The following is a 25,822-nucleotide window of genomic DNA, read 5'->3' on the forward strand; positions in this document are numbered from 1 at the left end:
AATAACAAAAAAGCGTAAAAGATCAAATCTTTTACGCTTTTTTTATTGATTTTATCGAAGTTCTATTCTACAATATTCGAAGTCGTAACATAAAAATCTTTATCAACTTCTACTTTTCTATCTTCATTAGTCGTTTTTTCAGACTGCCATTCTGTTGTTGGTTTTAACCAAGTTTCAACACCGTTTATTTTCACTCTAACCGGCATATCAAATTTAGCAACACAATTTGTCCAGTGATATCCGAAAGTTCCGTTTTTAAATATGTATTCAAAAACCGGAATCTGAGTTGTAGTCAAATATTGTGCATAAACTCTGTTGAAGTTAATTCCAGATTGTTCATTGATATAATCCTGAATTTGTTTGCCAGTAACCGTTTGATGATAGAAAGTCTTGTTCATTCCTCTCAAAATCGATTTCCATTTTGCATCATCATTAATTACCTGACGAATCATGTGCAGCATTGAAGCTCCTTTTGGATACATATCTCCAGATCCTTCGTTATTTACATCATAATGTCCGATGATTGGAGTATCATTTTTAATGTTTTTTCTGCATCCAATAATATATTCAGAAGCAGCATCTTTTCCGTAATAATACTCTAAAAACAAACTTTCTGAATAGTTGGTAAAACTTTCGTGAACCCACATATCAGCAATATCTTTGTAAGTAATATTATTTGCAAACCATTCGTGGCCAGATTCGTGAATAATGATGAAATCAAACTTTAATCCCCAACCAGTTCCGCTTAAATCACGTCCTAAATAACCGTTTTTATATTGGTTTCCATAAGTTACAGAACTTTGGTGCTCCATACCCAAATACGGAACTTCTACTAATTTATAGCTGTCTTCGTAAAACGGATAAGGTCCAAACCAGTTTTCAAACGCTTTAAGCATTCTTCCTGCGTCTTTAAATTGTTCTTTAGCCAAAGCTAAATTATCTCTCAAAACATAATAATTACAATCTAAATCACCTTTTTCTCCTTTATATACTTCAGAAAAATTAACATAATCACCAATATTAATGTTTACACCATAATTGTTAATTGGGTTCGAAACGTACCAGTTGAAAGTTTTTGTTCCGTCTTTTTCTTTTTTAACACTTTTTAATCTTCCGTTTGAAACATCTGTCAAATCTCCCGGAACATTCACGCTGATTAGCATATTTTCGACTTCATCATACATATGATCTTTACAAGGCCACCAAACACTCGCGCCTAAACCCTGACAAGATGTAGCAATAAAATCTTTTCCGTTTTTATCTTTTTTCCAAGAAAATCCACCGTCCCAAGGCGCTCTTACAGCTTCTTTTGGTTTCCCTTCAAACTTGATTATAATTTCTTTCGAATCTCCAACTTTTTGTTTCTCTACTAAAGTGATAAAGAAAGCATTTCCATCTCTTTCAAACTTTAAAGGCAAACCATTCTGAGTCACTTTTGTGATATTCATTGGTTGCTGCAAATCAATTTGCATTCTGTTATTTTCTGCTAAAACAGTGTAACGTACTGTATTTGAACCTGAAATTGATTTCTCTGAAGGATTCACTTTTACATCTAAATGATAATATTTCAAATCCCACCAGGCTCTTTCTTTTGTAATGCTGCCACGCAAACTATCCTGATGCGTAAAAACAGTTTCTGACTTATTTAAAAGTCCTTGCGCATTTGCACCGAAACCAACTAAAAAGGCGATAAAAGCGCCACCAAAGTATTTTCTCATTATTTATAAATTTGTAATAAATAAGGTCATTAAACCTGTTTAATCTGTAACAAATGTAAACATTCAGATTAATTATTCTAAAATTTTATGATTTCGGAAATAAAAAATAAACCCGACTGAAGTTTAAAATATTCAGTCGGGTTTGATTTTTAATCTTTTACAAAAAATTAATTCGTAATATCAGAAGTAGTAATATAAAAGTTTTTGTCTGTTACAAGTGTTGGTTTATCGCCTTTTACATCTAATGCCTGCCACTCACTTTTAGGTTTTAACCAAGTTTCAACACCATTTAAATTTACTTTTAGAGGCATATTAAATTCTGGCGTACAATTGATCCAATGATATCCTAATTTTTGCTTAAAGAAAAAATATTCGAAAGTAGGCAATTGAGTTGTTCTTAAATACTGATTAAAAATAGGACTTAAATCGATACCTGATTCTTTGCTCATGTAATCCTCAATTTCTTTTGTGGTAACGGTTTTATGATAAAAAGTGCTGTTTAAGCCTCTTAAAATGTTTTTCCATTTTGTATCGTCATTCACAAGCTGACGAATGGTATGCAGCATATTTGCTCCTTTTGGATACATATCGCCAGAACCTTCTTTGTTCACATCATAAATACCAATAATTGGTTTGTCATTACTAATCAATTTTCTTTCACCAATAATATAAGCTGAAGCAGCATCTTTACCATAATAATATTCAATAAAAAGACTTTCTGAATAAGTAGTAAAGCTTTCATGAATCCACATATCAGCAATATCTTTATAGGTGATATTATTAGCAAACCATTCGTGACCAGATTCGTGAATAATAATGTAATCAAATTTTAAGCCCCAGCCAGTTCTACTCATATCACCCCCCAGATAGCCATTTTTAAACTCGTTCCCGTAAGTCACAGAACTTTGATGCTCCATACCTAAATAAGGCGCTTCTACCAATTTATAACTGTCTTCATACCAAGGATAAGGTCCGAACCAGTTTTCAAAAGCTTTCAGCATTCGTGGCGCATCTTTAAAATGTTCTTTAGCAATTGCCAAATTATCTTTTAGAACATAATAACTACAATCTAAATCACCTTTTTCTCCTTTATATTTCTCCGAAAAATTGACATAATCACCAATATTAATATTTACGCCATAATTGTTAATCGGATTTGAAACATACCAATTAAAAGTTTTTGTTCCGTCTTTTTCTTTTTTAACGCTTTGTAGTCTTCCGTTCGAAACATCAGTTAAATCTCCGGGAACATTCACACTAATCAGCATATTTTCAACTTCATCATACATATGATCCTTACATGGCCACCAAACGCTGGCACCCAAACCTTGACATGATGATGCAATAAAATCTTTTCCGTTTTTATCTTTTTTCCAGGTAATTCCTCCGTCCCATGGTGGATTAACAGCTTCTTTAGGTTTTCCTCCAAAAGAAACAACAATCTCTTTTGTTTCTCCAACTTTTTGTTTTTCAGCTAGCTCTATAAAAAAAGCATTTCCGTTTCGTTCAAATTTCAGTTCTTTTCCATTTTGAGTCGCTTTCGTGATATTCATCGGTTCCTGCAAATCGATTTGCATTTTGTTGTTTTCAGTCAAAACTGTATAACGTATTGTATTTGAACCTGTAATCGTTTTTTCAGCCGGGTTTACTTTTACATTTAAATGATAATGTTTCAAATCCCACCAAGCTCTTTCTTTTGTGACGCTTCCTCGCAAAGTGTCTTGATGTGTCAAAGTTTCTGACTTGCTAAAAATAGACTGTGAATGTGCTGAAAAACCAGAAATTAAAGCTATCAAAATAGCGCTTAAGTTTTTTTTCATAAAATAATTTTGAAAATTTAAGATTATTGGAAAAATGTTTGCATTCAAAACAAAAAAATAACACTAAAATTAATAATTCTTCTCTATTTTTAGCTTTTTAAATCATTCATTTTTATGAAATCTTATTTTATACTGTATTTGTTACTTTTTTTATTTCTTAACAATTCCTATTCACAAGAAATCCCCATTCATAAAACTACTGAAAAAGTCATTATTGACGGCGATTTATCAGATTGGAAAACTTCATTTTTAGGGCCGTTTGTCGTTCATAATTCGGGAGAAAAAGCAACTCAAAATACTTTTGTTTCCTTTTCATGGAATGACGAAGCTCTTTATATTGCTTATCGCTGCTCAGATTCTAAAATAATAGGTGCAAAACAAAAAAATGATACACAGATTTTCAATACAGATGATTTAGTAGAAATTTTTATTGATCCCGACGGTGACGGACAAAACTATGTTGAAATTGGAGTAAATGCTTTTTCAACACATTATGATTTGCTTTTAAAATGCATTTCGCCAGATTGTGGCGGATGGAAAATGTCAATGGCCTATAACATTTCTGGACTGGAAACGGCAAGCAAAATTAATCCTGAAGGTTTTTCTGCAGAAATTAAAATTCCATTTTCAAGTTTAAAAAAAATTGAAAATGGAAATTTTACAAAACTAAAAACTGGCACAAAATGGCGAGGAAATGCTTTTAGAATTGATTACGGTAATGCAACCGAATATCTTGCAATTCAGCCTTATAAAAGCTTAAAATTCGGATTTCACCAACCTTCTGAATTTGCTGTTTTTGAGTTTAAAGAATAAAATTTAAAAAGCGATTAACCGTAAGATTCAAGCCCAATCTGTGCTCCTCTTTTTAAATTTCTCTTGCCAGCAATTCCGTTTATTACCAAACCTAAACCAGACAAAACAGCACCATAAAAAACAAGTCCGCCTCCGGTTCCAATTGTAAACACCAAGCCAAGAGCTAAAAGAACAATTCCAATTATAATATTTCTAGTAAATTTTCTGGAAAAATCTTTACGGGTAATATCATTTATACGATCTATTTTCTTTAGAACTGAAACTGGAATTTTAACACTTCTTTGTTCAATTATATTACTTACAATGAAATAATTCTCTTTGGAGTGGCTTTCTGTAAGTTCTCCAAAGTTTCCGTTTTCTATAATTTTATCCAAAATACTTTCAAAATTTGCAAGTAATTCTGCATCAGTAAGGTCTTTGTGATTATCTTCGATTATATCCTCGATATTTTCTTCAAATTCAAGTCTTCTTTCCGATAAATATTCAATTTGTTCCAAAGGAGAAAGATCCTCAATATGTCTCTTTTCTGTTTCTTTCTCTTCTGCTATTTTCTTTTCATTGGTTTCTTTCAGAATGGTATCAATATCAATATTTCGGGCAACTAAAATTTCCTTTGCAACAACTAATGCATCAGGATTATATTTACTAGCATTTTTAGTCAGCATCAAAATTAAATCTTCATCTGAATGATCCACAAAACGCTTTCTGAATGTTTCTATGTCCATGGCTTAAATATTTACGTAAATATCAAAAAATAATTTTTATTTTAACATAATTTAGTAAATATTTTTTCACAATTTAGAATTATTTCTGACGTTTCTTCAGAACTTCAACAACGTCATTTAATTGAAAACCTTTCGCCTGCAATAAGATCAAATAATGAAAAAGTAAATCAGCGCTTTCACTCAAAAACAAATCATCGTTGTTATCTTTTGCTTCAATAACCACTTCTACAGCTTCTTCTCCAACTTTCTGAGCAATTTTATTGATTCCTTTTTCAAATAAAGAAGCTACATAACTTTTCTCAGAATCAGCATTTTCTCTTCTGGTTTTAATTGTATTTTCCAATTGAGAAATAAAACCATAATTCGCTTCATTTGGATCTTGCCAACAAGTATCTGCTCCAGTATGACACGTTGGCCCAACAGGTTTTGCCTGAATCAAAAGTGTATCACCGTCGCAGTCGTTTTTAATACTTACCAAATTCAGAAAATTGCCACTCTCCTCACCTTTTGTCCAAAGTCTTTGTTTTGAACGGCTAAAGAAAGTTACTTTTTGAGTTTCTATAGTTTTTTGAAGCGATTCTTCGTTCATGTAACCCAGCATCAAAACATTTTTAGTTTCCGAATCCTGAATGATTGCCGGAATCAATCCGTGTGCGCTTTTTATATCGATTTCCATAATTTTAGTCTAAAGTTGTAAAGTCCAAAGTCTTAAAGTTAAAACTATAATCGAACTTCTATATTATTATTTTTTAATTCTTGTTTCAAAGCTTTTATCTCAATTTCTTTAAAGTGAAAAACACTTGCTGCTAAAGCTGCATCTGCTTTTCCTTTTTTAAATGAATCAACAAAATGCTGAATATTTCCAGCGCCTCCCGAAGCAATTATTGGAATATTTACTAATTCTGAAAGTTTAGCCAAAGCCTCGTTTGCAAAACCATTTTTAGTTCCATCATTATCCATCGAAGTGAACAAAATTTCTCCAGCACCGCGTTCTGCCACTTCAACAGCCCAATCGAATAAATTTAATTCGGTAGGTACTTTTCCTCCAACCAAATGCACAATCCACTGTCCGTCAATTTGTTTGGCGTCGATTGCAACAACAACGCACTGACTTCCAAATTTCTGTGCCAAATCATTAATTAACTGCGGATTTTTTACTGCCGATGAATTAATCGAAACTTTATCAGCACCATTATTCAGCAGAATATCAACATCTTCGATAGATGAAATCCCACCACCGACAGTAAACGGAATATTGATTTTCTCGGCAACACTTCGCACCATATTTACTAAGGTTTTACGTCTTTCTTCCGTAGCCGAAATATCAAGAAAAACCAATTCGTCTGCGCCTTCAGCCGAGTAAATTTCTGCCAATTCAACCGGATCACCAGCATCGCGCAAGTCAACGAAATTAACACCTTTTACAGTTCTTCCGTTTTTTATATCCAAACAAGGTATGATTCTTTTTGCTAACATTTTTAATTTGGTTGTTGGTTATTGGTTGATTGTTGTTGGTTAAAGTGATATACTATCAACCGACAACTAACAACTATAAACCAATTATATAATTTTCTAACTGTTTCAAACTAATTCTTCCTTCGTAAATTGCTTTTCCGATGATTGTTCCTTCGCAGCCTAATTCAGCTAATTTTGGTAATTCGTCAAAAGTTGAAATTCCTCCTGAAGCAATTAGTTTTACTCCTTTAGCTTCTGCCAAAATTTTGCTGTACAGATCAAAACTTGGACCTTGAAGCATTCCGTCTTTAGCAATATCAGTACAGATAACATACTGAATTCCTTTTGTTTGATAATCCTGAATAAACGGAACCAAATCTTCATTTGATTCTTCTAACCAGCCTGAAACGGCAATTTTTTCATCTTTTGCATCAGCGCCTAAAATAATTTTCTCTGAACCATATTCTGAAATCCATTTTTCGAAAATTGCTCTGTTTTTTACAGCAATACTTCCGCCTGTAATTTGATTTGCACCGCTTTCAAAAGCGATTCTCAAATCGTCATCCGATTTTAATCCGCCTCCAAAATCAATTTTTAAACTAGTTTGCGTTGCGATTTGCTCCAATATCTTATAATTGACAATTTTGCTCGATTTTGCACCATCTAGATCTACTAAATGTAGATATTCAATTCCGTGTGCTTCAAATGATTTCGCCACTTCAAGCGGATTCTCATTGTAAATTATTTTGGTATCATAATCACCTTTGGATAAGCGAACGCATTTTCCTTCAATGATATCTATGGCTGGTATTATTCTCATTTTTTTTAGTCTTAAAGTTTGAAAGTCTAAAGTCTTAAAGTCTTTTCTGATTCTCAAAAATTGATATTTTGATTTATATTGTTTTTTTGAATTTGAAAATTTTACATCTTCAGGAAATTTCCAAGGATTTTCTCTCCAACATCACCACTTTTTTCTGGGTGAAATTGAGTTCCATAAAAATTATCTTTTTGCAAAGCCGATGCATATTCAACGTCGTAATTCGTTGTTGCAATGGATTCTACGCAATTTGGAGCGTAAAAACTGTGAACCAGATACATAAATTCATTTTCAGAAATCCCTTTAAACAAATCGGTTTTTAAATCATAAATCTGATTCCAGCCCATTTGAGGCACTTTTACATTGTTTGAAAATTTCAAAACGTCAACATCAAAAATCCCTAAACCTTTGGTATTTCCTTCTTCGGTTTGATTACACATTAATTGCATTCCAAGACAAATTCCCAAAACAGGTTGTTTCAATTCAGGAATCAAACTATCCAAACCACTTTCTCGAAGTTTAGTCATAGCTGAACTCGCCTCGCCAACGCCAGGGAAAATCACTTTATCTGCCAATTTAATTTCCTCCGGATCATTACTCAAAACAGCTTTAAAACCCAATCTTTCAATAGCAAACATAATGCTCTGAATATTTCCTGCTCCGTAATTTATAATTACTATTTTCATTCTTTTTAGTTGTTGGTTGATGGTTATTGGTTGATGGCTAACAACTATCAACCAACAACCATAAACTTTAAAGCATTCCTTTCGTCGAAGGCAAAATCATTTTTTCTGTATCTCTTTTTACGGCTACTTTTATTGCTTTCGCGAAAGCTTTAAAGATTGCCTCAATTTTGTGATGTTCGTTGATTCCTTCTGCTTTTATGTTTAAATTGGCTTTTGCGCCGTCTGTGAATGATTTGAAGAAATGATAAAACATTTCAGTTGGCATTTTTCCAACCATTTCACGTTTGAATTCGGTTTCCCAAATCAACCAGTTTCTTCCTCCAAAATCTATTGCAGCTTGCGCTAAACAATCATCCATTGGCAAACAGAAACCGTAGCGCTCAATTCCAAGTTTGTTTCCTAACGCTTTCGCAAAAACTTCTCCTAAAGCGATTGCTGTATCTTCGATTGTATGGTGCTCATCTACCTCTAAATCACCTTTTACTGTGATTTCTAAGTCCATTTGACCGTGACGTGAAATTTGATCCAACATGTGGTCGAAAAACGCAATTCCCGTGTCGATTTTGCTTTTTCCTGTTCCGTCAAGATTTAGATTGATATAAATATCCGTTTCGTTGGTTTTTCTAGTAATAGACGCAGAACGCGCTTCTAATTTCAAAAATTCATAAATTGTCTTCCAATCCATTGATTGCAAAACAATTGTTTCGTCTAATTCCTCTCGTTTTGATGAAATTTCATTACTTCCAATTCCATCCGTATTATTCATGAAAATCGCTTTTGCACCAAGGTTTTTAGCCAGTTCAACATCTGTTAAACGATCTCCTAAAACAAAAGAATTAGCCAAATCATATTCTGGATTATTCAAATATTTAGTCAACATTCCGGTTCTAGGTTTGCGCGTAGGCGCATTTTCTTCAGGAAAAGTTCTGTCGACAAAGATTTCGTCAAACAAAACGCCTTCATTTTCAAAAGCTCTTAAAATGAAATTTTGCGTTGGCCAAAACGTATCTTCCGGAAAACTATCCGTTCCTAATCCGTCCTGATTGGTTACCATTGCTAATTCATAATCTAATTCATTGGCAATTTTAGCCAAATATTGAAAAGCTTTCGGATAAAACTCTAATTTATCTAAACTGTCTAATTGGTAGTTTTCTGGTTCTAAAACAATCGTTCCGTCACGATCGATAAAAAGTACTTTTTTCATTTTATATTTCTTATATTAATGATGATTTCAGAATGAAATTATAGGCATTTTACATCTTCCTTCATTTTTTCTATTTTCTTTTTTGCATCTTCTTCTGTAATTTCTTTACAATAAATTTTAAAGCCTAAAATTCCATTATCTAAAAAAAACTGAACATAAGTTATTTTGTTTTCTTGAACCTCAATTTCACATTTTTCAACCTTTTCATTAATCTTCATTCCTCCAAACAAAACATAACATTCATGCTTTCCTCCGGAAACTTCATGAATTGAATATTTTTTATTACCTAATTTACAAACCAGTTCACCGTCAATATATGTTTTAAAAGAAGACCCTGACCCTACAAAACCAGTTGATCTTAAAAAATATACTTTTGATTTTTTTTGAATACTTGCGCTCTCTTGTGCTTTTATTAATGTACTAATACTAAAAAAAGCTATAATTAAAAATTTACTTAGTTTTATTATTTTCATTTCAAAATTTCTAATTATTTAATCCCACTAAAATGTCTTTTAATTTATCATTTTCTTCTTCAGTTCCAATCGTAAAACGAAGACAATTTTCACATAAAGGTTGCGTCGTTCTATTACGAATTACGATTCCTTTTTCAATTAATTGATTGTATCTTTTATTGGCGTCATCTACTTTTGCCAGAATAAAATTAGCTTCTGTAGGATAGACTTTTTCTACAAAACCAACTTCAAGCAAAACTTTAAGTAATTCCTCTCTTTGCTCAATAATAGAAGCGATTTCTTTTTTTATTTTTTCTGAATCTTTTAAACGTTCGATTGCTCTTTGTTGTGTTAATTCGTTTACGTTATAAGGCGGTTTGATTTTATTCAAAACCAAAATAACAGCTTCTGAAGCATAACAAATCCCTAAACGAATTCCAGCCAAACCATACGCTTTTGAAAGTGTTTGTGTAATCACTAAATTTGGATATGCGTCAATTTCTGCCAGCCAACTTTCCTTCTCCGAAAAATCAATATAGGCTTCATCAATTACTACTAAACCTTTAAAGTTTTGCAATAATTTCACCACACTTTCATCTGAAAATGAATTTCCTGTTGGATTGTTAGGCGAACATAAAAAAATGATTTTTGTATTCGCGTCAACTGCTTCCAGAATTTTTTCAACTTGAGGCTGAAAATCTGTTGTCAGTAAAATTTCTCGGTTTTCAACTGCATTAATATTCGCTAAAACACCATACATTCCGTAGGTTGGCGGCAATGAAATAATATTATCTTTATTAGGCTCACAAAAAGCTCTGAAAAGCAAGTCCAAAACTTCGTCACTTCCGTTTCCTAATAAAATCTGACTTTGTTTCGTTAAATTATTTTTAGCCAAAATCGCTTTAACCGAATTCTGTTGTGGATCCGGATAACGATTTACCCCATTTTGAAACGGATTTTCATTGGCATCCAAAAAAATCATTTCGGCTGTATCAAAATCCTCAAACTCATCTCTTGCCGACGAATATGGTTTTAATATTTTGACGTTTTCACGTGTTATTGTATTTATATCGAATTTCATTATCTTAATTTTTAGAATATAGAAAACAGAATAAAGAGAATAGACTTCTCATCTGATTTAAAAAATTTTCTATATTCTTTGTTCTATACTCTTTGTTCTTTTTATTTACTCCAAACTCTTCAATCTCAACGTTACAGCATTCTTGTGCGCTTGTAAACCTTCAGCTTCAGCCATAGCTTCAATCGCTTTTCCAATGTTTTGGATTCCGGTTTTAGATATTTTTTGAAACGTCATCGATTTCATAAAACTATCCAAGTTTACACCGCTGTAATTCTTCGCGTAACCATTTGTTGGAAGTGTATGATTTGTTCCCGAAGCATAATCTCCAGCGCTTTCCGGAGTATAATTCCCAATGAAAACTGAACCTGCATTTACGATTCCGTTACAATAGAAATCATCATATTCAGAACAAATAATAAAGTGTTCAGGTCCGTATTCATTAATTAAATCCAAAGCAATCTGATCATTTTCGACATAAATTAATTTCGAATTTTCGATAGCTTTTTCTGCAATAGCTTTTCTTGGAAGAACGTCTAATTGTGATTGAATTTCATTTTCGACTTCAGAAATCAGTTTTCTGGAAGTTGAAACCAAAATCACCTGACTATCTGTTCCGTGTTCAGCTTGAGATAATAAATCCGAAGCTACAAAAGCCGGAACTGCCGTGTCATCAGCTACAATTAGTAATTCTGAAGGTCCGGCCGGCATATCAATTGCAACTCCAAATTGTGTCGCTAACTGTTTTGCCACCGTTACAAACTGATTTCCTGGTCCGAATATTTTATATACTTTCGGAATCGATTGTGTGCCGAAAGTCATTCCTGCAATCGCCTGAATTCCTCCAACTTTTAAAATTTTTGTTACACCACATAAATTTGCCGCATATAAAATCGCTGGATTAATTTTCCCTTTTTTATCTGGCGGAGAACATAATACGATTTCTTTACAACCTGCAATTTCTGCTGGAACAGCCAACATTAAAACCGTAGAAAACAAAGGCGCAGTTCCACCTGGAATATATAAACCAATTTTCTGAATTGGTCTTTTTTCCTGCCAACAATTTACTCCTTCAATGGTTTCAACTTCAATTCTGTCGGTTTTTTGTGCCCTGTGAAATTTATAAATATTGTCTTTTGCTAATTGAATTGCTTCTTTCAATTCATTCGGAATCAATTCGATTGCTTCATTTATTTCTTCTAAAGAAACTTCATAATTATCTTGTGAAATACCATCGAAAATTGAAGTGTATTTTGCTACAGCTTCATCTCCTTTTTTCTGTACTTCTCTGAAAATTTCTTTTACCGTAACCTCAATATCATCAATAGTTTGGGTTGGTCTTTTTAATATATCTGACCAGATTTCTGGTTTTGGATTGTCTATTTTATTCATGCCTTTAATTTTTAACCGCAAAGGGCGCAAGGTTTTATTTATTCTCTTTGTCTCTAAAAACGCTAAGTTCGCAAAGCTGTAATCTTAAAATTGGAATTTGAAATTTAAAAATTGAATTTTCTTCTTTATAGTACCATTTTCTCAATTGGACAAACCAGAATTCCTTCTGCGCCAACTTCTTTTAATTGATCGATTACATCCCAGAAAGTATCTTTATCAATTACAGAGTGAACACTACTCCAACCTTCTTGTGCCAATGGAAGAACCGTTAAACTTCTTAAAACCGGAAGGATTTTTCCAACAGCATCAATTTTATCATTTGGAACGTTCATCAGAATATATTTTGAGTTTCTAGCACGCAAAACCGCCTGAATTCTGAACTTTAAAGTATCGATGTGTTTTTGGATTTCTGGAGAAACTTTTGGGGAAACTGCTAAAACTGCCTCGCTTTTTAGGATTACTTCAACTTCTTTTAAGTTGTTTTTGAATAATGTACTTCCGCTTGAAACAATATCAACAATAGCATCGGCAAGACCAATGTTTGGTGCAATTTCTACAGAACCAGAAATTTGGTGAATATCGACTTTTAACCCAAATTTACTAAAATATTCATTAACCGTATTTGGATAAGAAGTAGCAATACGTAAACCTGCTAAATCTTGTACAGAATTGTAATCAAATGTTTTAGGAACCGCTACAGAAACTTTGCATTTTGAGAAACCTAATTTCTGAACGACTTCAATTCCCTTTCCTTTTTCTACCAAAAGATTGTCGCCAACAATAGCTAAATCTACAACACCATCAATTAGATATTGAGGAATATCTGAATTTCTTAGGTATAAAACTTCAAGAGGAAAGTTTGAAGCTTCGGCTTTTAATTGGTCGATTCCGTTGTTGATTGAAATACCGCAATCTTTTAAGATTTGAATGCTGTCTTCGTTTAAACGACCTGATTTTTGAATTGCAATTTTTAAAGTACTCATTTTTTAGTTGTTTGTTTGATTAATAGTTTGAGTACAAAGAATTGGTATAAAAAAACCCGTTTGATGTACTCAAACGGGTTTTAAAATATGATGATTTACACACATACCATTAACACATCGCTTGAGAGCAATAATGAAAATGATGATGATGTAATTGATTTGAAATCATTGTTTGGTTTGTTTTATAATTCTTTGATTCGGTTGCAAATATACTAGTTAATTTCATAAAAAAACAATTTTTAATATAACTTAACGATAGTTTATTGTTAAATAAAAATTGAAGTGCCATTTTTACTACCGATTTTTCATTTACTACAACGTTTTCTTATTTATCATTAAAAGTCAAAAATACAGTTGTTCCGACATTTAATTCGCTTTCAATTTTAAACTTAATATTCAATAACTCTGTGGTTCTTTTTACAATTGACAATCCTAGTCCAGTCCCTTTAATTTCAGGATGATCCGTAGAATTTGATCTAAAAAACGGACTCGAAATTAATTCTAAATCACCTTTTGCAATCCCTATTCCATTGTCTGTGATTTTGCATATTGTTTTACCATTTTGCTTTAAAAGTAAAATCGAAATATGTCCGCCTTTATCAGTATACTTTAATGCATTCGAAATAATATTTCTTATAATAGTAATTACCAAAAAAGTATCAGACTGAATGTAACAATCTGCAACAGCATCAAATTTTACATCTATTTTTTTTGCGTTTATCTTCTCCGAATTCAACGTCAGAGCATCTAAAATTAACGAATTCAAATAAACCGACTCTGTATTAATATTCTGTTTTTGATTCTCAAAACGCGCCATTAAAAGCAGCTGATCTACAAGAGCATTCAAATGGTCAACTTCATTTATACAATAGTTAATTTTTTCTTCGTATTCCTTATTGTCACGAGGTTTGCGAATCAATACTTCAAGTGTTCCTTTAATTACTGTTAAAGGTGTTCGTAGCTCGTGAGATGCATCGGAAGTAAATTGTTTTTCGCGTTCTATCGCATCTTCAATTCGGTTTAATAAATTGTTTATTGTTTTTGAAAGTGTAAATAATTCATCGCGTGTTTTTGGCAATGGAATTCGTGTTTTCAGATTGTCTTTTGTAATTATTCGAGACGTATTTATAATCGCATTTATTGGTTTTATACTTCGTCCGGCAAAAAAGCGGGCAATTAAAAATAATAACACTAAAATAATTGGAAATGCAATTAATAAAGTATCAAGAAGATTTTTTAATACTTTGGCCGAATCAGACAATGACATTGCAATGATCAGATAACCTATTTTTTTTGATTTCACATGAAGTGGAATCTGAATCTGTCTGATTTTGCTGCCTAATAAATGAGTATCAAATAATTCATAGTGCTCTTTACTTTCATGATAAACCAGTTTTTCATTTTTTAAGTTGGGAGATTTTTCAATTATTTTTTTATTCAGATCCAAAAACTGAACAAAAACCGGATTTACATCAACAGAATTGTGCTCCCGTTCTTCCCATTCTTCAGCATCCATGAAAATCACTTTCTTGTTTTCCATTCTGATTTCTTTCAAGTGATCCTGAATTTCAATCATCAGATTTTCATCAATGTGCTTATAAACAGTGAATTTTACTGTAGAATATGTTGCTGAGAAAACCACTAAAATCAACAAACCTGTTGTAATAATATAGTTTAAGGCAATTCTGTTTTTAAAAGATAATTGTGCCATTTATAAGTCGTTAGCGATATAACCAATTCCGCGAATTGTTTTTATATAATCTTCCTCAATTTTTAAATTGAGTTTTTTTCTAATTGCATTCATAAAAACGTCAATTACTCCAGTATCATATTCAAAATTAATATCCCAAACATCTTTTAAAATCTGATTTCGAGTACAAACTTTGCCTTTATGCTGAATCAAATAGGTTAATAATTCAAACTCTCTCTGTGTCAGTGAAACTTCTTCGTCATTTTTTAGCACAATATGTTTCGATAAATCAATTTTTATAGTGCCCAGCGTTAACTCTTTATCCCCTTTTACATGTCTAAAATGAACTTTAATACGTTCGACAAGCTCTTCAAAACTAAAAGGTTTTTTTATATAATCATTTGCACCTGCTTTTAAGCCAGCAACCGTTTCCTGAACAGTATCTTTTGCGGTAAGGAAAATTATTGGCGTATGTTGATCCTTGATCCGGATGGCTTTGCATAAATCCAGTCCGTTAATTTTAGGAAGCATCCAATCTAACAAAATCAAGTCAAATTGATGATTCTGAATTAATTCGAAGCCTTTTGAACCGTCATTAGCAGTAGTTACCAAATAACCTTCTTCTTCAAGTCCCTGTTGCAAAAATTGTACAATTCCTAATTCATCTTCAACTATTAAAATATGCATGTATATATAATTTAGATTTTAAATTAATCTCTGTTCTTAGTTTGTCAAAGATAAAAATTTTCGCACTCAGAAATAGTGCTAACGCATTAGAATAAACCAATTTAATCATCTTAAGACAACTTTAAGTTAACACTAAGCAAGGTAAAAGCATCTCTTCATCTCTTATTCATTAATGCAAATTAATTTTGCATAAAATATAATACCATGATTTACAAAAAGCTTTCACCTTTTTACAATCTCGCAATTTTCTATTTTCTCATTAGTTTTCTATTGCGAATTATTCTCTTTTTCCACCCCATAACGCAAAGTTCTTTTACGGTTTTAGAAAGTTTAAAAATTTTCAGCTTAGGATTAGTTTCTGATCTTTTCGTTTTTGTATTGGCGAGCGGATTTTTATGGCTTTATTTAATTTTTATTTCTAATTTAAAATACAACAAGCCATATGGATATATTATTTTGGGCGGTTTTGTTGCCTTACTTTTATATATCGCTTCAGGAAAAAGTATTTTAGATGAATATGGCGGCGCTTTGCCGAGAATTGTTTTAATATTCGTCGGAATCAAAACATTGCTTTTTTCTTTGTTGCTTTTTCTTCCAAAATGGAGAGATCAAATTAGATACTGGCTTTTTGCCTTTGTAATTTTTCTTTACGTTTTATTGATTCTTCAAAACGGTTTAAGTGAATATTTCTTTTGGAATGAATTTGGTGTAAAATATAATTTTATTGCTGTTAATTATCTGATTTACACTAATGAAGTAATCGGAAATATTATGCAGTCTTACCCTGTAATTCCAATATTTTCAGCACTTTTTATTATTACCGCTGCCATAACTTATTTCATTTTAAAAAGATCTAAAAACTATATTGAAGATATTCCAAACTTGACTGAAAAACTGAAAATTTCAGGAATTTACCTAGTTTTGTTTTTGATTTCTTTATTTGCTGTTCCAACTTTATCAAAAACTGAAAACTCTAAAAATGTTTTTGTCAACGAATTACAATCAAACGGATTGTATAAATTTTATTTAGCATTTCAGAATAACAAATTAGATTATTTCAAATTTTACAAGACACTGCCTAACAATAAAGCATTTGCCAATCTAAAAGAAAATTTTCCTAATATTTCAGGTCAAAATACAATCCGTGAAATTAATAGCGATTCTCTTGAAAGTCATAAAAATGTTGTTCTAATTACAATCGAAAGCTACAGCGCCGATTTCATGAAAGCTTATGGAAACGACCAAAACATAACTCCTTTTTTAGACAGTTTAGCGCAAAAAAGCCTTCAGTTTACTAATTTATATGCTGCTGGAAACCGAACTGTTCGTGGACTTGAAGCTGTAACTTTATGTCTTCCTCCAACTGCCGGAGAAAGCGTTGTAAAGCGTGAAGACAATAAAAACAAGTTTTCAACCGGATCTGTTTTCAAACAAAAAGGTTATAATGTAAAATTCATGTATGGAGGCGATGCCTTTTTTGATAATATGAAAGATTTCTTTTCAGGAAATGGATATCAAATTGTCGACAAATCAAGTTTTTCACCAGAAGAAATTACATTTTCAAATGTTTGGGGCGTTTGTGATGAAGACATGTACAATAAGGCAATAAAAGTGATGAATGCCGAAGCTAAAGAAAACAAGCCTTTCTTCAATCATATTATGACCGTAAGTAATCACAGGCCTTTTACTTATCCAAATAATAAAATCGACATTCCAGGCGATATCAAATCTCGTGAAGGCGGTGTAAAATATACGGATTATTCTCTTCGAAAATTCTTCGAAATGGCAAGTAAACAACCTTGGTTTAAAAACACTGTTTTTGTTATTGTTGCAGATCACTGCGCTTCAAGTGCCGGAAAAACACAACTTCCGTTGGATAAATACAGGATACCTGCTTTTATTTATACTCCAAATGAAAAACCAGCTCAATACAATCAATTAATGTCTCAGATTGATTTGATGCCAACACTTTTCGGTCTGCTTCATTTTGACTATCAAAGTAAGTTTTTCGGTCAGGACGTTTTTAAAACCGATTATAAGCCAAGAGCTTTTATTGCAACGTATCAGGATTTAGGATTGATAAAAGACAATGTTTTGACTATTTTATCGCCTAAACAAACTGTAAAACAATATAGTTTAAAACTAAAACCAACTGCTGGAGTTGCTCCTGAATTTCAAATCATGTATGAAGAAACGCCATTGAAAACAGAAAGAACTGATTTAGTAAATGATGCAATTTCTTTTTATCAATCGGCATCGTATGTTTTAAAAGAAAAACAATATCAGTTTGAAGATTTGAAAGCAAAGAATGCTAAGCTATACGCAAAACTTCGTTAGAATAGAAGCAAGAAAATAGAAGCAAGACGATAGAAAATAGATTAAAAGAGAAAGCCTCAAATTCATTTGAATTTGAGGCTTTCTCTTTTATTTAAATTTCAAATTAACCTGAAACTTTAAACTTGAAACAAAAAATAATTAATCGTTTTGATTCTTCATCCCGAATAAATCTCCTTTTTGATACAGTTTTAAATCATCTTGTAAAGATTGGTAATTTCTTTGTGTAACTGCTGGCGAATCTAAACCACTTAAATCTGGCTTTCCTGCATTTACCCAAGCCGTATACCAAAAACTTGCTGTTGCAGCGATAGCTTTTTTCATTTGGCTTTCTACCATTCCGTTCAAATCTTTATGCAATTTTTCAGCATATTCATCAGCGAAAACAGCAGTATTATATTTCGTTTTTAATATTTTTCCGTCTGCATCTTTTTTAAATACAGCATCTTCCGGAGTTGATGTTCTTAGTTTTTTGTCGATGTCTAATAACGGCTTCACTAAACTGTGAGTATCATTAATCATTGCCCAAATTGCTTTATGAACATCTCCATAATATTGTGCTTCAGGAACATTCAATTTATAGTTTTTAGCAAATAATTCAGGTAATCTGCTTTCCCATAATGAATGAATTCCTTTTTGATCGCTTAATTGTCCGTCGTGATTTGCAGATGTATGCAAAGGCATGTGAGCATCTCCAATGTAATGACCTAAATCTGCAGCAAGAAATAAAATCTCAGCTCTGTTTTTATCTTTAAAAGCTTTAGTCAGCTTTGCCATCATATCTTCAATATACCAAGGCAAAATTCCGTTATCATTCAAAAATTTAGCATCGTATTTTTTCTTAGCTTCTTCCATAGTTTGCGGAATACTATCCACAACTCCGAAATTTTCCATGTCAAAATAATGTCTTGGATTTTCGTCTTTATAATTTAAGGCATACTTACGAATGTCTGGAACCGAAGCTTCCTGAGTAATAAAATCAATGTGATTGTAAAAGAATACTTGTAATTGTTTTGGCAAAGCCATTACAGCAGCTTTATTAATTCTTTCATGGCCTACAATTCCCCATGACAGAGTAAAAAAACCAATAATTAAGGCAAAAAAAGCAATTAACTTTGGTCTCATCTTGAAGTTTTTCATTTGTTTTTGTTATTTGAGGGTTCAAATTTAGCTTATTTTAAAGATAATTCAAAAGAGAACCATTTAAGATTCTCTTATTTTAACTTTTTTTAGTTTTTAAATACTATAACTACAATAAGTTCACATCTTCAACCATTTTTTCTTTGTATGTTTGTTATAGTTCAAAATCCATTTTATGCGTCTTATTCATACAAGTTTTCTTTTTATAGCTTTTAATTTTTTCAGTTTTTCCCAAACACCAGAAGTTCAACTAAAAAATGTCAGCGACACTATACTAAATACTTCCAGGTCACTTAAAATAGCTGATCCTTTTGATGGTATAAAAACCATGCAAAAATTGTTTCCTGGAAAATTATATCATTTAGCAGATAAAAACACTTTTATAAGCTGGACTTGTAAAAATTGTAAACCAGCTTCCTTTATCGATGTTAATGGTGTTGAAGGCGATCAATTATTTCCTTACTCTGAAGGGGTTGCAACAAGACTTCTATCCAATATTGATTACTCTGATTCGAAAGGAAATCAGTTCAAAATTCTCACTTTTAATCATTCTTTTTATGACGAAGACGGCTTACAAACTGGTCGATTTTTAGGAGGATTATTAGGAATTGCCAAATTTGCAAAAAACGGAACATCGTGGGAAATGAAATCCTTTCAACCTGGTGTTGCCGCTTTTGGCGCGTTTGCTCAATGTCCAACGCCAAAACTTTTGCAAATTGGTGAAGATCAATATGCTTTTACACTTTTGCATGTAAATGGAGGTGCGGGCGGGCCATTTGAAGGATATTTGTATTTAGTAGCTGGTTTTGGAGGTAAATATCAGCCTATTTTGGAGGTTCCTGAATATCAGCTCACCAATGTTGCAAGCACAACATGGACAAGTTCTTATGCAATTGCTCCTGATTCAAACAAAAAATATTTTAGAGATATTATTATTAAAACAAACGGTTCATTTGACAAAGCCGCTCAAGCCGAAGATGAGTTTGAAGTTAATCTTCCTGCTGAAATTAGTACAATGACTAAAACCAAAAAGCAATTTAATTTTGAAATTGAAAGACGGTTTTCGTTTAATGGAAAACGTTATAATTTGATTGGAAAACCAATTGTGAAATTTTCAAACATTAAATAGCATATTATTTGAGAAAAATAATTGCAATTAATGCCAGAACTGCAATAAAAATCCAAAGAAAAACACCTTGAAGCAAAGGCTTCACTCCTACTCTTTTTAAAGTGCTAAAATTTAAAGTCGCACCTATAAGAAACAAAGTTATTGTCAATCCTATTTTGGCAATATTTACAATATATGGCGTAAAATGAGAAATATTTGAAACGTAAGAATTCAATAACATTGCCAAAACAAACAATCCGATGAAATAAGGAATTTTAATTTTTGAATTTTTGTTCTTAAAAATCAAAGCGGTTATAAGAGAAATTGGAATAATCCATAATGCTCTCGCCAATTTAACTGTTGTTGCAATTTGCAAAGCTTCAGCACCATATTTATTAGCTGCGCCAACAACAGAACTTGTGTCGTGAATAGCAATTGCACACCATAAGCCGAAATCTTTTTGAGACAAATCCAATTGATGTCCAATAAATGGAAAAACAAACAACGCAATTGAATTCAATATAAAAATAACCCCCAAAGCAATTGAAGTCTGATTTTCATATGATTTTATTACAGGAGAAATGGCCGCAATAGCACTTCCGCCACAAATTGCTGTTCCGCATGAAATTAAATGTGATGTTTTTTTCTCTGTTTTCAACCATTTTCCTAAAAGAAATCCGAAGATCAAAGTGCTGAAAATTGAAAATACAGTAAGCACAAAACCTTCTTTTCCTGCTGAAATTGCACTAGAAGCATTCATTCCAAAACCTAGGCCAACTACAGAAAATTGCAATAAAAAAGTGATTGCTTTTCCATTAAATTCTACAAATGGATTTCCAAAAACATTTACCAGAACAACTCCTAATAACAATGCAATTGGCGGGGAAATAATCGAAAATAAACACAACAAAACTATTACGGCAAAAAGTACTTGCTGTAAAGATTCGTTGATTTCAAATAATTGCGATGCTGATTGTTGTTTCGTTTTCAAAATGTGATAATTGATATTTTACTCTGCAAAGGTCAGTTCTTTTTATTACAATCGCCAATCGCAAATAACAATCCCCTATAACTTCAAGTTATAATGAGATGAAATATTCTGAATAAACAATTCAGATAAAGGATCTGATTTACCTAATAAAGTAATAATGTAGAAATATCTATCTATGGTCAAATTTTCAACATCCAAAACAATCAATTCTTTGTTTTTCAATTCATTACCTACAGCGTGAATGGACATAAAAGCAAAACAATCAGAATTTAAAAGATAGGATTTGATGCTTTCTGTACTTCCTAACTGCATTTCAATCTGCAAATCAGAAAGTTTTAAATTTAAATTTTTCAAAGCAAATTCAATAACTTCAAGTGTTCCAGAACCACGTTCTCTGGTTATGAATTTCATTGATTTTAAATCATTTACTGAAATTTCATTTTGTTTCGCAAACGGATTTTTACTGCTGCAAACCAAAACTAATTCATCTTTCAAAAATGGAATGTATTTAATTGATTGATTTTTAGACTGTCCTTCAACAATTCCAATTTCGATTTCTTTGTTGATTAAAGCGTTTTCAATTTGTTCTGTATTTCCATTCAGCAAGTTGACTTTTATGTCTTTTTGTTTCTGATGAAAACGCGCCAAAACTGGAGAAATAACATATTGTGAAATTGTTGTACTTGCTCCCAATCGCAGTAAGCCTTGTCGTTCGCTAATAAACGAACTCATTTCAAAATCTATTTCGCGATAAATTTCAAAGATTTCTTTTGTATGTTTCAGCAGAATATGTCCGGCAGGAGTTAATGCAATTTTAGAACCGTTTCGTTCAAACAACTTTGTTTTATACGTTTCTTCGAGTTCCTGAATATGTTTTGAAACGGCTGGCTGTGTAATATACAACTCAGTAGCCGCTTTAGTAAAATTAAGGCGGAGTGCAACGGTATAAAATACTTTTAGCCTAAAATCCATAATTATAAATTTTTAATTCGTAATCCCCTTTCCTCCATATTTTTTTTGCAATAAAATAATTTTTAAATTTATAACAAAAGTTCAGGTCGATACTCAAAATGCATTGTGTCGTAATGTTTCCAATTTCCTCCCCAAATAAAGCCATATTTTTCAAAAATTGAAACTAGCTTAAGGGGAATTTGATTTCTATACGAAAGAGTCGCATCTTCATTTTTACATTTACAATCCCATTGCCAATAACTAGAATTTTTGACATTAATATCTATTGTCATTCCAAAACTATGCATACTCAATCGGTTTGTTCCTGAAATCTTTCTCCAATTAAATGTCCCTCCAATATCAGTAATGTATTTTTTAAATTCTGGATTATTATCTAATTCTGCTGAGAGTTTTTTCACTATTTTATCAATCCCATTTACGGTTGTTACTTTTACTTTTTGATTGACTAATTTCGGGCACCAAATAATTTCAGTCATTTTTGATTCAACTTCTGATTTTGAATTTCCATAAATTTTCTTAAAAAAAGCTTCATTTCGAATTCTTCCTGCATCTTCCTTTGGAATTAAATTCTTATCTGCTTTAGTATAAACAAACTTAAATTGATCCTCAATATCAGGATTATCTAATAATTCTTGATTCGTTTTATTTTTAAAATCATCATAAACCAAACCTGATTTATCACTAAAAATAATTTTATTATCCTTATAACCAACTATTTGATCTGGATATGCTTTAATTAATTTTTGAGCATTCAATGGGATTTCTTGCGAAAAAGCATTTTGAAAGATAAGGGCTAAAAAAAAGAATCGTTTCATTTAAAAACGTTTTAATTGTGAGGAACTAAAAGTCCATTCGGGTGTTTTCAGAGAAGTTCCAAAATCGACAGCATACCAAGGACTCAACGAACTACTATTTGGATTTTTCAATATTTGAATTTCCTGCGCAGGCATATAACTTTGTGCTAAAAGCATAATTTTTTGATTGTTTTTTGGATTCACAGCCATATCAACTACAATAACAGCGTGGCCCGGAAAGCCTCCTTTTATAAAAACATCCCCTATTTTTATGTCTGAAGCATTAATTGGTTTTAGTTCTTTTTCTAACGAAGCTGTTCCTGCATACATAAAAACCGTCTCTAAGTATTTCCAATAAGTTTCATAACTGTCAGATGGTTTTGCAGTTTTAACCCAACTAGTTTTGTTGCCTTTAACTGCAATTCTAAAACCTGCGGCCCATTTACTAAAATCAGCCCGAAAACCATTTGTAAAATTAAACTGTATTTTATCGTACTGTTTTTGGCTATAAAAATAATCAGCTCGTAAACGCATCACGGCATCAGCACATTGATGCAAATCCTGTTTTCCAATGGGTAAATCCACAACCGCTTCATAAACGTTTCGATTTGGTTTTATAGTTCCATCAAAATACAAAACATTTGAACCCAAGGGTTTTAATGGCAGATTTCGTAAAAAAAAGTCAAACGAAGTTTTAGATTCTTCTTCTCTCACAAATCCCTGAGGCAGTTGAAAACGTTGTTGAATCGTGTTTTCCAAAAGATTGCTTTTGTTGGTATTATTTGTCTCTGAAAATGAAAAAAAGCAAAAAATTACCATCAAAATTGCTACAGTAAAAAAGAATTTAACTTTCATAATTTTGACTATTAAATTATAACCACAAGATTACAAAATGGCAGAAGGAATTCGATTATATTCCATCACAGCAATCCGTTATATTTTCTAACAAACCATTCCGTTGTTAATAAAGCAGCAATTAAGATTAACAACCAAACCCAATCTATTATTGGAGTTTTAGTAGTTACATTCTTTTCTATTGATTTGTATTCCTTATTTTCTAAAAGTGCATTAATCAAATCATCTGCCTGATTTTCGAAGAAAGCTTTTCCGTTTGTCTGTAATGCCAATTGCTTTAATTTTATAACGTCAGGATTTACAAATTGTTTTTCGATATCAAAATCTAAAATCTCAAAATGACTTGAATAAGAAGTGTTTGAATTTAATTCTTTTACTGCAAAATTATATTTTCCAGCCGTTAATCCATCTAGATTTACGGAATAGGAATTATTTCCTTTTAATAAATCATAGTTTTTGCTTTGCTTCGTTTCTGTATTTGTAACCGAAATTGTTAATCTCGCTTTTTCGTCAAATTCGTAGTTTTTATTAAAATACTGTGCGTTGATTACAAGTTCATCTCCTGAATTATAAAAGCTTTCATGCGTAACAACCAATGATTTTTTTGAAGCCGAAGTTGCTAAAAACTGAATAATCTTATCAATAAAAACATCGTATTTTTCAAACGACTGATTATCGATATGACTTTGCAAACGCCATTTCCAGCTGTTTTCTCCTAAAAGAAAAGCAGTTCTTTTACCTTGATTTTCGGCGAAAGCCAATAAAGGAGCGTTTGTAGAAACGTTTCTAATTCTTGAAGAAAGCAAAACTGAAACATTTCCGTTTGTTGTAATGGTTCCAAATGCATTTTGCAATGGAGGGAAATTTTCAAAACCAATATTATCGATTGCAAACAAATTAAACTGAGACTGGAATTCAGATAAATAATCTTCGGTTTGTCCGCTCATTTTAAAAATCAGATTATTTTGCTGCTGATTTAAAAAATTGAAATCGGTATTGTTTCCTGTGATAATAAAAGTATTTCTTCCTGCATTTTTATTGTTGTCGAAAACCGCTTTGAAAGATGCATTTGGCTGATATAAAACCAAAACAGAAGCTTCTTGTAATTGATTGACATCATTTGGTTTAACCAAAATCACTTTACGCTGCGCATTAACTTCAATTGAACGTTTCAATGCCGCAATATCAGGATGATTTATAGCCGAAACAATTGCAATTGTAGATTTTTGATCGATTATTTCAACCGCAAAATTCTTGATATTATTGTAGCTGTTTTTCTCTTTTGCATTTGAAGAAATTGAGGCTCTAAAAATTTGCAATCCTACTTTATCTGCTGGTAAAAGCAAATTCAAAGAAGCTGTTTTTTTAGATGGAGAAAACGAAACTTTCTCTTTGGCAACAACCGAATTTCCCTGCGAAATTGTAAAATCGGCAGTTGTAGCTTTATCTCCAGAATACTGTAGAAAAACTTCGAGAGGAAATTTATTTTTATGAAAAGCGTATTTATTTACGTTAAGTTGGTTGATTTTTAAATCAAAAAAAGTAGTTGTATCTCCCACAACCAAAGGATAAACTTTATTGACAGGATCAAATCGATAAACATAATCGTTTCCTGTAGTCTGATTTCCATCGGTAATAATAACAGTTGGAAAAATCAGGTTTTTGTTGATGCTTTTTAGATTTTTGGCAACTTCATCAAGATTGGTTTGTTTTCCTTTAAAATCAAATTTATCAGAAGATTTAAAATCGGCATCAAATTGATAAGACTGAATGTCAAATTTCTCTTTAAGAGCAGGATTTGAAATCAGTTTTTGGTATGATTCAACTGCTTTTTTATCTGATTTCAAAGCTTCTATCGAACTCGAATTATCAACAGCAATTGCCAATGGAGTTTTGGTTATTTCAAGCGAACTTTTAGAAATTATCGGGTTTATCAATAAAACCAATAACGCAAAAATCGCCAGAAAACGTAAAAAAGCCAAAAACCAAATCAGATTCGATTTGTTTTTGGCTTTAAAAAAATATTGAAAATACGACAAACCACCAGCAATTATTAAAGAAAGCAATAATAAAAAAATTGTGTTTGTAGTCATATATATTTAGTATTC

General features: G+C 31.8%; 23 protein-coding genes. 3 read left to right on the plus strand and 20 right to left on the minus strand.

Annotated elements, in window-relative coordinates; genetic code table 11:
• Positions 1-62: 62 nt before the first annotated feature.
• Both ACNFIH_RS01190 and ACNFIH_RS01195 read right to left on the minus strand, forming a co-directional pair.
• Complete coding sequence (locus ACNFIH_RS01190; RefSeq protein ID WP_426485125.1) at positions 63-1,718, minus strand: M1 family metallopeptidase; 1,656 nt, start codon at positions 1,716-1,718, stop codon at positions 63-65.
• Positions 1,719-1,885: 167 nt separating this feature from the next.
• A complete protein-coding gene (locus tag ACNFIH_RS01195; protein ID WP_426485126.1) occupies positions 1,886-3,538 on the minus strand; it encodes a M1 family metallopeptidase in 1,653 nt (550 codons plus the stop codon).
• Positions 3,539-3,652: 114 nt separating this feature from the next.
• On the opposite strand from ACNFIH_RS01195, the gene ACNFIH_RS01200 reads away from it, so the two are divergent.
• Positions 3,653-4,351: a carbohydrate-binding family 9-like protein gene (locus ACNFIH_RS01200; protein WP_426485127.1), complete on the plus strand. Its 699-nt coding sequence runs from the start codon at positions 3,653-3,655 to the stop codon at positions 4,349-4,351.
• A gap of 14 nt (positions 4,352-4,365) precedes the next feature.
• Here the strand turns inward: ACNFIH_RS01200 and ACNFIH_RS01205 are convergent, their stop codons facing one another.
• From ACNFIH_RS01205 to ACNFIH_RS01260, 12 genes are all read right to left on the minus strand, one after another.
• The gene (locus tag ACNFIH_RS01205) at positions 4,366-5,076 is read right to left on the minus strand and encodes a hypothetical protein (RefSeq protein ID WP_426485128.1); all 711 of its coding nucleotides are present in this window, start codon (positions 5,074-5,076) and stop codon (positions 4,366-4,368) included.
• A 79-nt stretch (positions 5,077-5,155) separates the two neighbouring features.
• Positions 5,156-5,752: a bifunctional phosphoribosyl-AMP cyclohydrolase/phosphoribosyl-ATP diphosphatase HisIE gene (gene hisIE / locus ACNFIH_RS01210; protein ID WP_426485129.1), complete on the minus strand. Its 597-nt coding sequence runs from the start codon at positions 5,750-5,752 to the stop codon at positions 5,156-5,158.
• Between the two features lie 44 nt (positions 5,753-5,796).
• Positions 5,797-6,552, minus strand: coding sequence for an imidazole glycerol phosphate synthase subunit HisF (hisF, locus tag ACNFIH_RS01215; protein WP_426485130.1), 756 nt, complete (start codon positions 6,550-6,552; stop codon positions 5,797-5,799).
• A 73-nt stretch (positions 6,553-6,625) separates the two neighbouring features.
• Positions 6,626-7,351 (minus strand): 1-(5-phosphoribosyl)-5-[(5-phosphoribosylamino)methylideneamino]imidazole-4-carboxamide isomerase, encoded by a 726-nt coding sequence (gene hisA / locus ACNFIH_RS01220; RefSeq protein WP_426485131.1) that lies wholly within the window; start codon positions 7,349-7,351, stop codon positions 6,626-6,628.
• A gap of 101 nt (positions 7,352-7,452) precedes the next feature.
• Entirely contained in the window at positions 7,453-8,034 is a 582-nt protein-coding gene (gene hisH / locus ACNFIH_RS01225; protein WP_426485132.1) for an imidazole glycerol phosphate synthase subunit HisH, read from the minus strand.
• Between the two features lie 67 nt (positions 8,035-8,101).
• The gene (gene hisB / locus ACNFIH_RS01230) at positions 8,102-9,238 is read right to left on the minus strand and encodes a bifunctional histidinol-phosphatase/imidazoleglycerol-phosphate dehydratase HisB (RefSeq protein ID WP_426485133.1); all 1,137 of its coding nucleotides are present in this window, start codon (positions 9,236-9,238) and stop codon (positions 8,102-8,104) included.
• 38 nt (positions 9,239-9,276) lie between these two features.
• The gene (locus ACNFIH_RS01235) at positions 9,277-9,711 is read right to left on the minus strand and encodes a hypothetical protein (RefSeq protein WP_426485134.1); all 435 of its coding nucleotides are present in this window, start codon (positions 9,709-9,711) and stop codon (positions 9,277-9,279) included.
• 10 nt (positions 9,712-9,721) lie between these two features.
• Entirely contained in the window at positions 9,722-10,771 is a 1,050-nt protein-coding gene (gene hisC / locus ACNFIH_RS01240; RefSeq protein WP_426485135.1) for a histidinol-phosphate transaminase, read from the minus strand.
• Between the two features lie 105 nt (positions 10,772-10,876).
• Positions 10,877-12,160 (minus strand): histidinol dehydrogenase, encoded by a 1,284-nt coding sequence (hisD, locus tag ACNFIH_RS01245; RefSeq protein ID WP_426485136.1) that lies wholly within the window; start codon positions 12,158-12,160, stop codon positions 10,877-10,879.
• Positions 12,161-12,285: 125 nt separating this feature from the next.
• Positions 12,286-13,143 (minus strand): ATP phosphoribosyltransferase, encoded by an 858-nt coding sequence (hisG, locus tag ACNFIH_RS01250; protein WP_035643834.1) that lies wholly within the window; start codon positions 13,141-13,143, stop codon positions 12,286-12,288.
• 325 nt (positions 13,144-13,468) lie between these two features.
• Positions 13,469-14,854 (minus strand): sensor histidine kinase, encoded by a 1,386-nt coding sequence (locus ACNFIH_RS01255; protein WP_035643836.1) that lies wholly within the window; start codon positions 14,852-14,854, stop codon positions 13,469-13,471.
• Positions 14,855-15,520: a response regulator transcription factor gene (locus tag ACNFIH_RS01260; protein WP_426485137.1), complete on the minus strand. Its 666-nt coding sequence runs from the start codon at positions 15,518-15,520 to the stop codon at positions 14,855-14,857. It abuts the gene before it with no gap.
• Positions 15,521-15,724: 204 nt separating this feature from the next.
• On the opposite strand from ACNFIH_RS01260, the gene ACNFIH_RS01265 reads away from it, so the two are divergent.
• The gene (locus ACNFIH_RS01265; protein WP_426485138.1) at positions 15,725-17,857 is read left to right on the plus strand and encodes an LTA synthase family protein; all 2,133 of its coding nucleotides are present in this window, start codon (positions 15,725-15,727) and stop codon (positions 17,855-17,857) included.
• 138 nt (positions 17,858-17,995) lie between these two features.
• Here ACNFIH_RS01265 and ACNFIH_RS01270 read toward each other — a convergent pair whose 3' ends face one another.
• A complete protein-coding gene (locus ACNFIH_RS01270) occupies positions 17,996-18,994 on the minus strand; it encodes a zinc dependent phospholipase C family protein (protein WP_035643842.1) in 999 nt (332 codons plus the stop codon).
• 175 nt (positions 18,995-19,169) lie between these two features.
• On the opposite strand from ACNFIH_RS01270, the gene ACNFIH_RS01275 reads away from it, so the two are divergent.
• Positions 19,170-20,123: a hypothetical protein gene (locus tag ACNFIH_RS01275; RefSeq protein WP_426485139.1), complete on the plus strand. Its 954-nt coding sequence runs from the start codon at positions 19,170-19,172 to the stop codon at positions 20,121-20,123.
• Between the two features lie 4 nt (positions 20,124-20,127).
• Here the strand turns inward: ACNFIH_RS01275 and ACNFIH_RS01280 are convergent, their stop codons facing one another.
• The 5 genes from ACNFIH_RS01280 to ACNFIH_RS01300 all read right to left on the minus strand — a co-directional run bounded on the left by ACNFIH_RS01280 (position 20,128) and on the right by ACNFIH_RS01300 (position 25,807).
• A complete protein-coding gene (locus ACNFIH_RS01280) occupies positions 20,128-21,093 on the minus strand; it encodes a YeiH family protein (RefSeq protein ID WP_426485140.1) in 966 nt (321 codons plus the stop codon).
• Between the two features lie 75 nt (positions 21,094-21,168).
• Positions 21,169-22,065: a LysR family transcriptional regulator gene (locus tag ACNFIH_RS01285; protein WP_426485141.1), complete on the minus strand. Its 897-nt coding sequence runs from the start codon at positions 22,063-22,065 to the stop codon at positions 21,169-21,171.
• A 68-nt stretch (positions 22,066-22,133) separates the two neighbouring features.
• On the minus strand, positions 22,134-22,880 hold the full coding sequence (locus tag ACNFIH_RS01290; protein WP_426485142.1) for a M15 family metallopeptidase: 747 nt from the start codon (positions 22,878-22,880) through the stop codon (positions 22,134-22,136).
• Positions 22,881-23,714, minus strand: coding sequence for a DUF4846 domain-containing protein (locus ACNFIH_RS01295; protein WP_426485143.1), 834 nt, complete (start codon positions 23,712-23,714; stop codon positions 22,881-22,883).
• A gap of 65 nt (positions 23,715-23,779) precedes the next feature.
• On the minus strand, positions 23,780-25,807 hold the full coding sequence (locus tag ACNFIH_RS01300; RefSeq protein WP_426485144.1) for a hypothetical protein: 2,028 nt from the start codon (positions 25,805-25,807) through the stop codon (positions 23,780-23,782).
• Positions 25,808-25,822 lie beyond the last annotated feature (15 nt).

The sequence above is a fragment of the Flavobacterium sp. 2 genome, from assembly GCF_049949195.1.
In the GTDB taxonomy this organism is placed as follows: domain Bacteria; phylum Bacteroidota; class Bacteroidia; order Flavobacteriales; family Flavobacteriaceae; genus Flavobacterium.